Here is a 14,839-nt window from a genome sequence, read left to right as displayed (position 1 = left end):
CGTGGGAGCGAGCCTGCTCGCGAAGGGGGCGACTCGGTCTGGCGTCAGACCGAGAAAGACTTGCCGGTATGGTTATTGAGGGAAATAACCTTGGTCTTGCCAATCCGGTGACGATAAATCTCACGCAGGTACTTGATCGACTTCTTCACACAATCGCGCGACAGGCGAATGTCGTTGATCGAGACAAACTTCTCTTTGTCGTTGATCAGCTCGCGGTACTTCTTTTCGTACATCGGCTTGATCGCGTACCAGTTGGTATCGAGGATTTTCGCCGGGTTCTCGAATTCGTTGAGCAGGTCGTCGATGCGGTCTTCGTCGAATTCTTCGTTGATGATGAAATCGAGGATCGAGTTATCGAGGGTCTCGTCAAAACGGTACGGGTTCTTCGCGAAGCAGCGCTTGATAAACGCCACGATCAGGGTCAGGAAGTCATCCGACAGGCACGGGCTCTTGGCGATCAATGTAGTCAGCGAGAGGTTGGCTGAAGCACCGATTACCAACGCATAGCGCTTGAGCGTGGTGTTGGGGAACAGGCTGTTGAGGTGGGTCTTCAACCGGTTCAGGTCCATGTACGACAGCTTGTAGTCTTTCGGCAGCGAAACGATCGAGACCACCGACGAGCAGTTCTTGAAGAAGTGCAGGTCGTGCAGGGCGGCGGCGTCGTAGCCGGAATTCTTGTACTGCTCCAGCGAAGCGCGATAACGCTTGGACTCAATCGGCAACAGGCTGATGCCTTCAATCGCCTGAGTCACTTTGTTGAAGTGCGGCAGGTCGATCGAGCGGAAGAACAGGTCGTCGATGTTCAGGCGCTGCGGCTCTTTGTCGAACACCTTGAATTTGTCGCTACTCGGCGGCGGGGTTTCCGGCACCACCGATTCGGCGTAGGCGATCGCCACCGGGCCGGCCAGACTCATGAACAAGTCGTTGGCGTCGAGGCGAATGGTTTCGCCGATGTCGATGCCGGCGCGGCGGAAGTAGTTCTGGTCGTAGTCAGTGGTGACTGCCTGCGCCGTCAGAATGTTGAAAATCTGCTGCGAGATGTACTGGTTGGCGTGTTTTTCCATCGCATTGACATCAATGTTCTGGATGTTGCCGTCATCGCTCTCTTCGGCGTAACGCATGATGTCGTTGGAAATCAGCATCATCGCGTTCCATGGGCGGATACGGCCCATGACGCTGGCTTCGCTGCTGTCTTCGTTGGCGAAGTTGTAAGAGAAATCCCACTCTTCCGAGAGGTATTTGCACAACAGGCGACCGGCGTTGATGTGCAGCGCCTCGGACATTTCGCTGCGGTGATCGGAAATGTTCGGCAGCACGCAAATGCCGCTGGTGAAGATCGGTTCGAACACGAACGAATGACCGCTCTTGCCGTCATGCTCGTCCATCGGCTTGGTGTCGAACGTCTTGTTCATGTACGAGTGCTGCTGGGCCAGGCCGAACTCCGAGGCCATGCCGGAACCGGTACCGCCGCCAGCACTGAAGATCGAGAAATACAGACGCGACTGGTTGGCTTTGATGCCGCAGCTGTCGATCAGGTAAGAGTGGATCATTTTCCAGTCAGGGCTGGAGAAACGCTGGGTGTCCTTGTTGAGGATAATCTTCGCCAGGTACTGGCCGAGGATCGGCGCGTTACCGGCGCCACCGGCGTGGACTTCGGACAAGTCCATGATCTTCATTTTGCTGTAGTCGCGCAGGAAGCCGCTTTTCTCGCCTTTGCGCGAGAAACGGATGCGCCCGGCGATGTCCTTGTCGAGGTCGCCGAGCATCACCAGCGGTTCGACCAGGAACACCGGTTTGGTCGATTTGTTCGGGCCGATGCGCAGGTTGTTCTTGATCCACTGCGCCGGGCTGTAGCCCTTGTCGGCCAGACGCCGATCCGCCGCGCGATCTTCGTTGTTGAATTCGTTGAGGTAGAACTTGCGCGCGTTGTACACCAGCTCCGCGACATCTAGAGCAATGTTGGAGCCGCAGCGACCGAGGCCGATCAGGCACACCGAAGGGAATTCCTGATCGTTGTGCTGTTCGTTATCGCCTTCCAGGTGCGGCGGACGCGGGAACACCAGATCACGCAGGCCGTCGAGGTTGTCGAGGATGCGGTCGGTATTGGTTTCGGTGAAGTACAGGTATTGCTGAGTCGACAGCGGGCGCGACGTGACCAATGGCTTCGACGATGACGGGCTGTTGGCGGCAGGGCTCAAAGTCAGATCGGATACCGCAGTGGCGGGATTGTTTTTAGAAGTCATTGTGCGCCATATACCTGGACTGGGTTGGCTCGCGGGCCAGTTGCCTGCGAACCTCACGGAATAAGATCTCGCGTCTTTTGTGCGCGAATTGAGCCCGAGCATCAGGGTTTTGGCCTGACTGTCGCTGGGGGGAATCCTTTCCTGATCGTTGATGAATCGGCCATTATTCGGCGATCTTTAATCGAAAAGAGGCAAAATGATGTCAACGCTACCTTCGTTGGGGTTCGCCGGAATCGGTCTGATGGGCCTGCCCATGTGCCGGCGTCTGTTGGCGGCGGGTTACCCGCTGACCGTGTGGAACCGCAACCCGACCAAGTGCGCGCCACTGGTCGAGGCCGGTGCCCGACAGGTCGCAAGCCCTGCGGAACTGTGCGCACACGCCGACATGGTGATGTTGTGTCTGGCCGATACGGCAGTGGTGCGCGAAGTCGTGTTCGGCCCGCACGGTGTCGCCGAAAGTGCGAAAAAAGGCCAGTTGCTGGTGGATTTCTCCAGCCTGGAACCGACGGCCACGCGCGACATGGCCGCCGAACTGCTGGAGAAAACCGGCATGGCCTGGCTGGATTCACCGGTGTCCGGCGGCGTGGTCGGTGCCGAGGCCGGTAGCCTGGCGATCATGGTCGGTGGCGAAGTAGCAGATCTTGAACGCGTGCGTGCAGTGCTGCTCAACCTCGGTCAGCGTGTCACGCACATGGGCGGCATAGGCGCGGGCCAAGTGACCAAGGCCTGCAACCAGATGATCGTCGCCTGCAATGCGCTGGTGATCGCCGAAGTAGTGGCGCTGGCCGAGCAGGCCGGGGTCGATGCCAGCCTGATCGCCGAAGCGTTGGCCGGTGGTTTTGCCGATTCGAAACCGTTGCAGATCCTCGCCCCGCAAATGGCCGAAAGCCGTTTCGAACCGATCAAGTGGCACGTGCGCACCTTGCTCAAGGATCTTGATACGGCAGTGAAATTTTCTCGCGAACAAGGCTCGGCGACACCGATCAGCGGATTGGCCGCACAACTGATGCGCCTGCATGGGGCGCAAGGCTATTTGGAGCAGGATCCAGCGACACTGGTGCAAATGTACCGCGCGCCAGAATCAACGGATTGACCGCGTGTGAATGCTTGCGCTGGTTGATTTCTTCCAGCACCGGGCGCAGCTCATCCAGCGGCACCGGGCGGCTGAGCAGGTAACCCTGGATGAAGTCGCAGCCCGAGCGTTCAAGGAATTCGTACTGCTCCAGGCTTTCCACGCCTTCGGTGACCACCTGCAAATGCAAGGTGTGCGCCATGACGATGATCGCCTGGACGATTTCCATGTCTGCCGTGGCCTTGGGGATGTCGAGGATGAACGAACGGTCGATTTTCAACGTGTTGAGCGGCAGACGTTTGAGGTAGGCGAGCGACGAATAGCCGGTGCCGAAGTCGTCGATCGACAGCGACACACCGAGCGCACGGATCTGCCGCAGCAGCACCAAGGTGTTGGCGATATTGCCCATCAAGGCGTTTTCAGTGACCTCCAGTTCCAGCCGTTCCGGCGCTACGCCGGCGCTGCGCAACGCATTTTCGATTTCAGTGGCCAGTTCTTCGCGGGCGAGATTGAGCGGCGAGCAGTTCCAGGCGATTTTCAGTTCTTCGCAGCCATGTCGTGACAGTTCACCCAGATCCTTGCACGCGCGGCGCAGCACCCAGTTGTCCAGTTCGGCGATCAGGCCGTTGTTTTCGGCGATGGTGATAAAGCGATCCGGGGTCAGCAAGCCGTGCAGCGGATGCTGCCAGCGGATCAGCGCTTCGAGCTTGGTGACGCGGCCGGTTTTCAGTTCGAAGATCGGTTGGTAATACAGCGTCAAACCGTTTTCTTCGCGCAGGGCGTGGCGCAGTTCTTCTTCCAGTTGCAGCTCGAAGCTGGCGCGGGTCTTGAGGTTGGAACTGAAAAAATGCAGACCGTTGCGTCCTGCACCCTTGGATTGATACAGCGCCAGATCGGCGTGCTTGAGCAGTTCCTCGCAGGTGGTGCCATCCTCCGGAAACAGGCTGATGCCGATGCTGGTGGTCATCACCATGCGGCGCCCGGCCAGTTCGATCGGCTCCTTCATCTTGAGCATGATGCGCTGGGCCATATTGCGGGCTTCTTCACGCTCACGAAGACTGATGAGGATGCAGAACTCGTCACCGCCGAAGCGGGCGACCACGTCTTCATGACTGCGCACCGAGCTTTTTATGTGCTGGGCGATGACCTTGAGCAGTTCGTCACCGGCGTCATGGCCGAGGCTGTCGTTGATCCGTTTGAAGTGGTCGATGTCGAGAAACATCACCGCGAGCATGCCGCCTTCGCTGGTTTTCTGGCTGAGTTTCTCGGCGAATATCTGGTTGAAACCACGACGGTTGATCAGGTTGGTCAGGGCGTCGTAGTTGGCCACTTGCTGCAGTGACATCCGGGCTTGATCGAGTTGGCTGAGCAGCGCGTTGACCCGCCGCAAATCGTGGTCCTTGTTCTGCAATTTCTTGTCGGCCAGCGCGGCGCTGATCGCGCTGCCAAGGATCAGCAAAGTGATCAGCGCGACCGTAAGCCCCAATTGCAGGTGGTTGGTTTCGGCTGCTATCGACGGCAAGCTGTTTGCCGGCAAGACCAGATTCAGCGCAGCCATGCCGGTGAAATGCATGCTGAAAATGCCGGCACCGAGGATCAGTGCTGCGGCGTACTTGAGCATCTGATGCACCAGGCCACTGCCTTCACGCAAATAGCCAGCCACCCACAGCGCGGCGAAACTGGCGCCGATGGCGATGGCGATCGACAGTAAGAACAGCGACGGTTGGTAATAAGCGGTAGCGCTCGATTTCATCGCAGCCATGCCGACGTAATGCATGCCGGCGATGCCCAGACCGATGACGATCGCGGTTTTCAGGTACCGCAACAGACTGGGCTTCGCTTCGCTCAGCGTGTGCATGGCCAGCCAAGAGGCGAGCAGGGCGATCAGCAGGGAAAACAGGGTGATCGGCAGGTCGTAATGGATTTCAATCGGCGCCTGAAATGCCAGCATGCCGATGAAATGCATGGCCCAGATGCCGCCGGCCAGACAGGTCGCGCCGATCCAGCGCCAAAGGCGTTGCGAGCTTGGATCTTCGGCGTGGCCAACTCGCTCGGCCATATCGAGGGTGGCAAAACTGGCAGCGCAGGCAACCAGATAGGCCACCAGCACCAGCAAGGGATTATGTGTGCAATCTAAAATGACCTGCCCGCTCTCCGGCAGCTCGGTAACAAACTGCAAACCAAGCCACTCCATAGCATGCCCCATTTCTGAAGTCGTCCTTACTGCGCGGTCAACGCAGGCGAATGACTGGAGTATAGAGGCGGTTTTTGCTGTGGAAGGGGTAGTGGCACATTGGCGCTAATGATTTCGGCATTAGCGTCATAGCGATTGGCGCTAAAGGCTTACGCGATCTGTTCGAAAGGGATTTGCGCCCAGTCCGGTTGCAGGGGCGGCAAGCCGAAACGCGCACGGGCCTTGTCGCAATCGACATTTTGTTCGCCGTTTTCCCATGACGACTCGAATTCGCGGCAGGGGCTGGAGCGCAATTCATAAATCGAACACTTCACCTCGCTGCCGACTTCGCCGACCAACGCCGTGCAGCGCGGCGATTTGCAGTCGGTGCCGTTCATCGCCACCCGGCTGGGACTGATCTGTGTGACCAGCTCATCAGGCACCGTGCCGCCGGAAGATGAGCACTCACCCCAAAAGAAAGACACGCGAAAATGGGAACAGCAGGCACCGCAATTCAGACACGGACTGACTTCAGACATGGGCGAGGGTATCAAAGGGATTGATCGGGAGATCCGGACGGATCCGGCGGCCATTCTAGGCTTTGCCGCAGACTTGGGAAGGGGGGCGCGAAACTATTTTTTTGTGGCAAGGTTTTGCCGCAAAAGCCCCGATTTTCGGGGGATTCAAGTGTTATCAAGGGCTTACGTTTCGTTACAGTGGCATGGCCCGATATCAGGCAGACGAATGATCACAGACAGCTTCCGACGGGCTGACTAGATTGCAGGTTCCGGGCTCGGATGCGTTGGCAGTGAAGCCCTATAACAATAAAGAGACGGACCCATGCAGAACTCGACCCAAGCGGCGAATGCCTGGCGCATTCTGTTCCTGCTGTTCCTCGCCAACCTGTTCAACTTCTTCGACCGCACCATTCCGGCGATCATCATCGAGCCGATCCGCATGGAATGGCACCTCAGCGACTTTCAACTGGGGATTGTCGGCACCGCATTCACCATCGTTTACGCCATCGCCGGCCTGCCTTTGGGGCGGATGGCCGACACCGGCTCGCGCAGTAAATTGATGGGCTGGGGCCTGGCGACGTGGAGTGCGCTGACGGCGGTCAATGGTCTGGTCGGCAGTTTCTGGAGTTTCCTGATCGTGCGCATGGGCATCGGCATCGGCGAAGCCAGTTATGCGCCGGCGGCCAACTCGCTGATCGGTGATCTGTTCCCGGCGCATCGTCGGGCGCGGGCGATGGGCATTTTCATGCTCGGGTTACCGCTGGGATTGTTGCTGGCGTTCTTCACCATCGGTGCGATGGTCAAGGCGTTCGATAGCTGGCGTGCGCCGTTCTTCATTGCGGCGGTGCCGGGTCTGCTTCTGGCGATTTTCATGTTCTTTATCAAAGAGCCGAAGCGCGGCGCGGCGGAAACCGTGCAAGTGTCTCAAGAGAAAGTCGACAAGCCGATCCGGCGGATCCTGGCGGTGCCGACCTTTCTCTGGTTGGTGATGGCCGGGTTGTGCTTCAACTTCGCCACCTATGCCTGCAACTCGTTTCTGGTGCCAATGCTGCAGCGTTATTTCCTGATGCCGTTGCAGGAAGCGGCGGTGGCTACCGGGATGATCGTCGGCGTCACCGGTCTGGTCGGCCTGACGCTGGGCGGCTGGATTGCCGACAAGATTCACCAGCGCGTGGCCAATGGGCGGCTTTTGTTTGCAGCGTTGAGCCTGATCATTTCAACGCTGTGCACGGCATGGGCGCTGCATGCCGGGCGTATCGAGATCGGTGTATTCGTGGCGGTGTTCAGTGTCGGTTGGTTGTTTGCCTACAACTTCTATACCTGCGTTTACACGGCGATTCAGGACGTGGTCGAACCGCGTTTACGGGCGACAGCGATGGCGTTGTTCTTTGCCGGGTTGTATCTGCTCGGCGGTGGCTTGGGGCCGGTGGTGGTGGGTGGTTTGTCGGATCATTTTGCGCACACGGCGATGTTGGCGGCGGGGGCTGAGCAGATGACCGAGGCGTTCAAGGCTGTGGGGCTGCATGACGCGATGTACCTGATTCCGGTGGCGCTGTTTTTGACCATGGTGTTTCTGTTTCTGGCGGCGCGGTGTTTTGTGCGGGATGCGCAGCGGATGAAGGAGGGGTTGGTTGCGGTGGTTGAGCCAGAAGTTGCAGTAGCGACTGCTTAAGATAAAAAGATCGCAGCCTTCGGCAGCTCCTACATGGGAATGCGGTTTCCTGTAGGAGCTGTCGAAGGCTGCGATCTTTGCTTGATCGTTCCCACGCTCTGCGTGGGAATGCAGCACGGGACGCTCTGCGTCCCTTTCCAGAGCTGGAACGCGGAGCGTCCCTTGAGGCATTCCCACGCAGAGCGTGGGAACGATCGGCCCGCATCGCTGCGGGCCTTGTTGTTTCAGCGTTGGAGCAGGGCGGTTTAGCCCGCCACCAACACCCGAATCGCTTCCAGTCGCAACGCCGCTTTATCCAGCATCGCCAGACCCTGCTCACGCTGTTCACGCAACGCCACCAGTTCGCTGTCACGTACGGTCGGGTTGACCGCTTGCAACGCGGTCAGGCGCGCCAGTTCTTCGTCGGTGTCGGCCGCCAGACGGCGACAGGCCTCGGCCACGCGCTCGGCGTGACGCGGGGCGATCTTGTCTTCACCGGCGTTGATCCGTGGCGTCAGCTGATCGCGCTGGGCCTGGATGAACTTGTTGGCGCTGGCACGTGGCACGCTTTCCAGCTGATCGTTCAGCGTTTCGAACGAGACGCGTGGCGACAGATCGTTGCCATTGGCATCGAGCAGGCAGCGCAGGGCGGCCGGCGGCAGGTAACGGCCCAGTTGCAGCGAACGCGGCGCTACCACTTCGCTGACATACAGCAATTCCAGCAGTACGGTGCCCGGCTTCAGTGCCTTGTTCTTGATCAGCGCGACGGCGGTGTTGCCCATCGAACCGGACAGCACCAGATCCATGCCGCCCTGCACCATCGGGTGTTCCCAGGTGATGAACTGCATGTCTTCGCGCGACAGCGCCTGGTTGCGGTCGTAGGTGATGGTCACACCTTCGTCGTCGCCCAGCGGGAAGCTGGCGTCGAGCATTTTCTCGCTTGGCTTGAGGATCAGGGCGTTTTCCGAATGGTCTTCGCTGTCGATGCCGAACGCGTCGAACAGGGTTTCCATGTAGATCGGCAGGGCAAACTGATCGTCTTGCTCAAGGATGTCTTCGACCAGCGCCTCACCTTCGCCAGCACCACCGGAGTTGAGCTCCAGCAGACGGTCGCGGCCGGTGTGCAGCTCGGCTTCCAGACGCTCGCGCTCGCTGCGCGCTTCGTCGATCAGCGCTTGCCACTCACTATCGTCGGCTTCTTCGAGCAGTGGCAGCAGGCGCGGGCCGAACTGGTGCTGCAAGGCGTTGCCGGTCGGGCAAGTGTTGAGGAACGCGTTCAGCGCTTCGTGATACCACTGGAACAGGCGCTCTTGCGGGCTGGTTTCCAGGTACGGCACGTGCAGTTCGATGATGTGCTTCTGGCCGATCCGGTCGAGACGACCGATACGCTGCTCGAGCAGGTCCGGGTGCGACGGCAGATCGAACAGCACCAGGTGGTGTGCGAACTGGAAGTTACGACCTTCACTGCCGATTTCCGAGCAGATCAGCACTTGCGCGCCGAATTCTTCGTCGGCGAAGTACGCGGCGGCGCGGTCACGCTCAAGGATGTTCATGCCTTCATGGAACACCGTGGCCGGGATGCCGGAACGCACGCGCAGGGCGTCTTCCAGGTCCATCGCGGTTTCGGCGTGGGCGCAGATCACCAGCACTTTGGTGCGCTTGAGCATTTTCAGCTGATCGATCAGCCACTCGACGCGCGGGTCGAATTTCCACCAGCGCTCTTCTTCGCTGGCTTCCGGTTGTGCCTGGAAGCTGACTTCCGGGTACAGCTCGGCGTGTTCGCCCAACGGCAGTTCGAGGTATTCGTCCGGGCACGGCAGCGGGTACGGGTGCAGTTTGCGCTCGGGGAAACCCTGCACGGCAGCGCGGGTGTTACGGAACAGCACGCGGCCGGTGCCGTGGCGATCGAGCAGTTCGCGCACGAGGCGGGCGCTGGCTTCGGTGTCGCCATCGTTGACCGCGGTCAGCAAGGCTTCGCCTTCGTTGCCGAGGAAACCCTGAATGGTTTTGTGCGCTTTGGCCGAGAGACGGCCCTTGTCGAGCAGCTCCTGTACGGCTTCGGCCACCGGGCGATAGTTGTCGCTCTCGGCGCGGAACGCGGCCAGGTCATGGAAACGGTTCGGATCGAGCAGGCGCAGACGGGCGAAGTGGCTGTCCTGGCCGAGTTGTTCCGGGGTGGCGGTGAGCAGCAGCACGCCCGGGATGACCTCGGCGAGTTGCTCGACCAGCGAGTATTCGGCGCTGGCTTTCTCTTCGTGCCAGACCAGGTGATGCGCTTCGTCGACCACCAGCAGATCCCAACCGGCGGCGAACAGAGCGTCCTGCGCCTTCTCGTCGTCGACCAGCCATTCCAGCGCGACCAGCGCCAGTTGGGTATCTTCGAACGGGTTGGCGGCATCGCTTTCGATGAAGCGTTCTTCGTCGAACAGCGCGACCTGCAGGTTGAAGCGGCGGCGCATCTCCACCAGCCACTGGTGCTGGAGGTTTTCCGGGACGAGGATCAGCACGCGGTTGGCGCGGCCCGAGAGCAGTTGGCGATGGATCACCAGACCGGCTTCGATGGTTTTACCCAGACCCACCTCGTCCGCCAGCAGAACGCGCGGCGCGATGCGGTCAGCGACTTCACGGGCGATGTGCAATTGGTGCGCGATCGGTTGCGCACGCACGCCACCCAGGCCCCAGAGCGAGGATTGCAACTGGCGGCTGGTGTGTTCGAGGGTGTTGTAACGCAGCGAGAACCACGCCAGCGGGTCGATCTGCCCGGCGAACAGACGGTCGCTGGCCAGGCGGAACTGAATGAAGTTCGACAGCTGGGTTTCCGGCAGGGTGACGGCTTCGTTCTGCCCGTTGAGACCGTGATAGACCATCAGCCCGTCGACGTCGTCGACTTGCTGCACGGTCATCTTCCAGCCCTCGAAGTGGGTGATGCTGTCACCCGGCGAGAACCGCACGCGGGTCAGGGGCGCATTCCGTAGCGCGTACTGGCGGGTTTCGCCAGTGGCCGGGTAAAGCACGGTCAACAAGCGGCCGTCCTGTGCCAGAACGGTGCCTAAACCAAGCTCTGCTTCGCTGTCACTGATCCAGCGTTGCCCCGGTTGATACTGCTGCGCCATGCTGCCTGACTCCCACCTTGAAAAAGCGGGCTATCTTAACGGAATGCGACCCTGAGGCCAAAGGAATACTGGGGTAGGAGCTGCCGAAGGCTGCGATCTTTTGATCTTGGGGAACACTTGGAATCGGTGTTGTCCCATTAAAAGATCGCAGCCTTCGGCAGCTCCTACAGTGCCAACCCGGTCACAAGTTTGCGACCGACGGCTCAAGGCGCCTTTGCCACAGCCGATAGCCTGCTGACAGGAGACCCTTTATATGTTGCCACCGATGCTCCCCCTGAGCGCTGTGCCGATCACTTCCCAGCAGGATCCGATCCGCCAGCGGCCGGATATTCCTCCGGTGGTGCCGGTGCAGGAAAGCTCCAACGAAAGCACGATCGATCTGCAAAAGCGCGATCCGGAAGAGGATCGCCTGATGGCGCGCGAAGAACAGCGCCGCCAGCAGGAGCGTGACCGTCGTCGGCGCGAAGCCGACGAAGATCCCGAAGAGCATCTGGCCGTGCCCGGCACCGAGCTGAACGCCGACAACACCGTGCCGGTGGTGCCGCTGATGGAAGACCAGCCGCGTCAGGGCTTGTGGGTCGATATCGAGATCTGAGGCTGGGCGGCCATTTCGCTCAGCGCTGTCAGTAATACGTCGATTTCTGCCTCGCTGTTCAGGTAGCTCAGAGAGATCCGCGCAATGTTCTCAAGCCCTCGCGCCTGCATGTCCAGCGGGGTGTAGGCGACACCATTGGCGCCAATGTTGATCCCTCGCATGGCCAGCGCCTGTTTCAATGCCAGACAATCCCAGCCCTCAAGCGTAAAGGCGATCAGCCCTGATTGCTGATGCTCGCGGCCGAGATCCTGCAATGACAATCCGCGAATGTCCTGCAAGCGTTGGCGCAGCGGGCGGCTCATCTGCCCGATTCGCCGGCATATGGCCTGCGCACCGATGCGGTTGTGTTCTTCCAGCGCATTGGCCAGTCCGGCCAGTAGCGCCAATGACACTTCACTGGTTTCGAAACGCCGGGCATCCTCGCGCAAGGCAAACCGCTGGCCGTCCCACGGCGCCGAAAGCACGTCGCGCTGCACCGGCAGCAAACGCTGCATGAAGCTCGGCCGCACATAGAGAACCGCGGTGCCGCGCGGGCCTCGAAGGTATTTGCGTCCCGCGCCTTTGAGCACATCGCAATGCAAGGCCTGAACATCGCAAGGTAACTGCCCCAAGGCCTGGCCAGCATCGACGAAGTAGGGGATGCCGTGTCGTTGCGCGACCTGACCAATCTGCGCGGCGGGATTGATCAGGCCACCGTTGGCGGGCAACCAGGTCAGTGCGATCAGCCGCACGTTGTGGTCAATCATCTGCGCCAGTGCCTGCGGATCGACTGCACCGTGGGCGTCACAGGGAATGACGTCCAGACGTGCCCCGGCCTTCACCGCTTCAGCGATGCACGCCAGATTGCCGGCCCACTCATGGCGCCCGACCAGAATCCGCTCACCCGATTGCCAGGGCCCCAGCGCATTGAATGCCTGACTCCATGCTGCCGAGCCGCTGCTGGCGAAGGCGATGCTCTCGGGTTCGGCATTCAGCATTTGCGCGGCTGCGGTGCGCGCCCGTTGCTGAATCTGCAGATCGGCGGCCTCCATCGGCCCGCCCAGTGCTTCGCGTTGCAACTGCTCGATTATCGCATCGAGGGTGGCCTGACTTGGCAGTGAAGAGCCGGCGTGGTTGAAATGAATGATCCGCGCGCAGCCGGGTGTGGCTGCCCGCTGGTGTTCGACGTCCTCGCTGTTCACGGCTTGAGCTCGAAAATCGCGTCAAGTTCTACCGCCACTCCACTGGGCAGGCTGGCGACGCCGACGGCGGTGCGGACATGCCGGCCCTTGTCGCCCAGCGCGTTGACCAGCAGGTTGGAAGCGCCATTGGCGACCGCGCCCTGACGCTGGAACTGGGGCGTGGCGGCGATAAAAACACCGAGGCGGATAATTCTCACCAGTTTCGATAGGTCATCGCCCAGGGCATCGCTCAGTTGGGCAAGCAAACCCAGTGCGGCGAGTTCGGCAGCGTTGATCCCCTCTGCTTCGCTGATGGCTTCACCGAGCCGCCCGATGAATGCAGGTTTGCCATCCAGCAACGGAATCTGTCCTGAGATGAACAACTGGTTCTGACTGACAACGTGGTTGATATAGTTGGCGATGGGCTGGCTCGGTGTTGGCAGGTGCAGGCCGAGTTGTTCGATACGCTCGCGCAGAGATTCGCTCATGTTGAGACCTCCTGAATGAAGGGCCTCAGCATGTTGAAACGAGGGGAGGGCGACAAACGGATAGATTTAATCCGATGAATCGAAATGGCTCATGCGTCGACGGCTTCATCCAGCCATTGGCTGAAACACGCGGCCGGCGCGGACAAGGGCCGTTCCGGCGTCACCAGCCAATAGCCGATGTCACCCCGTAGCGGCGCGGTATCAAAGGCCGGCACCAAGGAGCCTTCCTTGAGGCGGCGAGCGATCAGGCATTGCCGTCCCATGGCGATGCCCTGACCGGCGACGGCTGATTCGACCACGATGTTGTAGTCATGCAGCATGACGCTCGGCACCTGAGCCAGATCTATGCCGCTGTGCTGGCTCCAGTCAGTCCATTCGAACGGTTGCAGCGATTTGGCCATCAACAGGGGACCGTTTTGCACACCCGTTCGCTTGAAGGCCGGGCTGCACACTGGTGTCAGCGTTTCGGTCATGAAGCGTCGGGCCTGGACGTCCGGCCAATGGCCCTTGCCGTAACGAATGGCCAGATCGACTTCGCCACCCTTGACGTCGGCCAACTGCACGGCGGGGATCAGTTCGACATGGATGTCGGGGTGTTTGGCCCGGAAGTCGCTGAGTCGCGAGGCCAGCCACAAGGTGGCAAATGACGCCAGCAGGCCGATTCGCAAGGTCGTGCGTTGATTGCCGCGCAACTCGCGGCTGGCGGCGGCGATGGCGGCGAGTGCCGGTTCGATCTGGCGATAGTAGGCTGCGCCGGCAGGTGTCAGGTCGATTGCGCGGGTACGCCGGACAAACAGTCGCTGATCCAGAAATGCTTCGAGTTTGTGTACCTGATGGCTGATCGCACTTTGCGTCACAGACAACTCGTCGGCGGCCTTGATGAAGCTCAAGTGGCGGGCCACGGCTTCAAAAACGCGCAAGGCCATCAGCGGTGGCAGATCCTGGTGCAAAGGCACGGCAAACATCCTCGGGTTTGGCGCAAAGCGCAGATTCTGCGGGCAAAACTGTTGTTCGGTACATCAATTGTTGCCTGTCGTCGCTGGCAATGGCTGGTCAGTGCCAACGTCAGGCGGCATTATTGGCGCAGTCCTGCCGGTGATGTGGCAGTTGTGATTCATTCAAGTGATGTAATGACGCCATGAGCCAAGACGACAAACTGATTGACCTCGGCGCTGAGCGCGCCAAGCGCGTGCATGATCTCAACGAGAAGCGCCTGAACGAAGTGCGCCAGGCGTTCGAGCAGGCCATGCCGTTGGGAAAAACCAGGAAAAAGTCGAAAAACAAGCCGAAAAAGCGTTGATCTGTCCCTGCATCCGTTGATACAGGTCATTTAATTTCCCTCCTTCTACCCCCTTCGTTGCTGGTATTGATCCCGGTCAATTTGTGCGCCTGTGTGTTTGGTAACTTAGCTCCATCGCAGCAGAGCAGGGGCCAGGAGGCCAGTCATGTTTTTCGATAACGTGGTGTTTGCCGGGGTCCTGACTGTAGGGCTGATGGTTCTGTTTTTTGCAGGGTTTGGATTTTTTATCTGGAAGGATGCGAATAAGCGCAAGAAGTGATTCTTCTGGATTGATGAGCACGCAAGGCATTTTGGGGCGACTTCGGTTGCCCCTTTTTTTTGTGTCTTGGCGGCCTTTGGGCCGACCATGTTGTGGGTGTGCTTGGTGAATATCCGTTGCTGCGGTAACGGCGGCTTAGGGTTCCGCCCTGACGGCGGGTCACCTTTTCCAAACGCCGAAAAGGTAACCGACAAGGCTTGCTCCTGCGTGCGGCCCGCTCGCTGGGGCTCGGGGTTCCTTCGCTGCGGGATCGATCCGGGCGCAGCG

General features: G+C 59.9%; 12 protein-coding genes. 5 read left to right on the top strand and 7 right to left on the bottom strand.

Annotated features, from left to right (window positions below; all coding sequences use genetic code 11):
* Window positions 1-44: 44 nt before the first annotated feature.
* Window positions 45-2,243, bottom strand: a complete 2,199-nt coding sequence (locus tag FGA82_RS28405; RefSeq protein ID WP_141129664.1) for a hypothetical protein — start codon at window positions 2,241-2,243, stop codon at window positions 45-47.
* 196 nt (window positions 2,244-2,439) lie between these two features.
* Between FGA82_RS28405 and FGA82_RS28400 the strand changes: the two genes are divergently transcribed.
* Window positions 2,440-3,336, top strand: a complete 897-nt coding sequence (locus FGA82_RS28400; protein WP_171057380.1) for an NAD(P)-dependent oxidoreductase — start codon at window positions 2,440-2,442, stop codon at window positions 3,334-3,336.
* Here the strand turns inward: FGA82_RS28400 and FGA82_RS28395 are convergent.
* Both FGA82_RS28395 and FGA82_RS28390 read right to left on the bottom strand, forming a co-directional pair.
* Window positions 3,227-5,509: a putative bifunctional diguanylate cyclase/phosphodiesterase gene (locus FGA82_RS28395; RefSeq protein ID WP_141129662.1), complete on the bottom strand. Its 2,283-nt coding sequence runs from the start codon at window positions 5,507-5,509 to the stop codon at window positions 3,227-3,229. The two genes, FGA82_RS28400 and FGA82_RS28395, sit on opposite strands and share 110 nt — an antisense overlap.
* A 149-nt stretch (window positions 5,510-5,658) precedes the next feature.
* Window positions 5,659-6,027 carry a YkgJ family cysteine cluster protein gene (locus FGA82_RS28390; RefSeq protein ID WP_007918504.1) on the bottom strand — a complete coding sequence of 123 codons (369 nt, stop codon included), beginning with the start codon at window positions 6,025-6,027 and terminating at the stop codon, window positions 5,659-5,661.
* Window positions 6,028-6,328: 301 nt separating this feature from the next.
* Here FGA82_RS28390 and FGA82_RS28385 point away from each other — a divergent pair, with 301 nt between their 5' ends.
* The gene (locus tag FGA82_RS28385; protein WP_141129661.1) at window positions 6,329-7,678 is read left to right on the top strand and encodes a spinster family MFS transporter; all 1,350 of its coding nucleotides are present in this window, start codon (window positions 6,329-6,331) and stop codon (window positions 7,676-7,678) included.
* Window positions 7,679-7,923: 245 nt separating this feature from the next.
* Here the strand turns inward: FGA82_RS28385 and rapA are convergent, their stop codons facing one another.
* On the bottom strand, window positions 7,924-10,770 hold the full coding sequence (rapA, locus tag FGA82_RS28380; protein ID WP_141129660.1) for an RNA polymerase-associated protein RapA: 2,847 nt from the start codon (window positions 10,768-10,770) through the stop codon (window positions 7,924-7,926).
* A gap of 253 nt (window positions 10,771-11,023) precedes the next feature.
* Here rapA and FGA82_RS28375 point away from each other — a divergent pair, with 253 nt between their 5' ends.
* Window positions 11,024-11,365, top strand: a complete 342-nt coding sequence (locus FGA82_RS28375) for a hypothetical protein (protein ID WP_025110749.1) — start codon at window positions 11,024-11,026, stop codon at window positions 11,363-11,365.
* Here the strand turns inward: FGA82_RS28375 and FGA82_RS28370 are convergent.
* The 3 genes from FGA82_RS28370 to FGA82_RS28360 form a co-directional block, all read right to left on the bottom strand.
* A complete protein-coding gene (locus FGA82_RS28370) occupies window positions 11,335-12,546 on the bottom strand; it encodes an aminotransferase class V-fold PLP-dependent enzyme (protein ID WP_141129659.1) in 1,212 nt (403 codons plus the stop codon). The genes FGA82_RS28375 and FGA82_RS28370 overlap by 31 nt on opposite strands.
* Window positions 12,543-13,013: a RidA family protein gene (locus tag FGA82_RS28365; RefSeq protein ID WP_141129658.1), complete on the bottom strand. Its 471-nt coding sequence runs from the start codon at window positions 13,011-13,013 to the stop codon at window positions 12,543-12,545. Before FGA82_RS28365 ends, FGA82_RS28370 begins: the two co-directional genes overlap by 4 nt.
* Before the next feature lie 89 nt (window positions 13,014-13,102).
* Entirely contained in the window at window positions 13,103-13,969 is an 867-nt protein-coding gene (locus FGA82_RS28360) for a LysR substrate-binding domain-containing protein (RefSeq protein WP_141129657.1), read from the bottom strand.
* A gap of 182 nt (window positions 13,970-14,151) precedes the next feature.
* On the opposite strand from FGA82_RS28360, the gene FGA82_RS32250 reads away from it, so the two are divergent.
* Window positions 14,152-14,313: a hypothetical protein gene (locus FGA82_RS32250; RefSeq protein ID WP_171057379.1), complete on the top strand. Its 162-nt coding sequence runs from the start codon at window positions 14,152-14,154 to the stop codon at window positions 14,311-14,313.
* 145 nt (window positions 14,314-14,458) lie between these two features.
* Window positions 14,459-14,572, top strand: a complete 114-nt coding sequence (gene ccoM / locus FGA82_RS32725; protein ID WP_003222396.1) for a cytochrome c oxidase subunit CcoM — start codon at window positions 14,459-14,461, stop codon at window positions 14,570-14,572.
* Window positions 14,573-14,839: the final 267 nt, after the last annotated feature.

The organism is Pseudomonas fluorescens (assembly GCF_005938625.1).
GTDB classification, from domain to species: Bacteria; Pseudomonadota; Gammaproteobacteria; order Pseudomonadales; family Pseudomonadaceae; genus Aquipseudomonas; species Aquipseudomonas fluorescens_BD.
The sequence above is the reverse complement of the archived record's forward strand: the minus strand, read 5'-3'. Positions and strand labels throughout refer to the sequence as shown.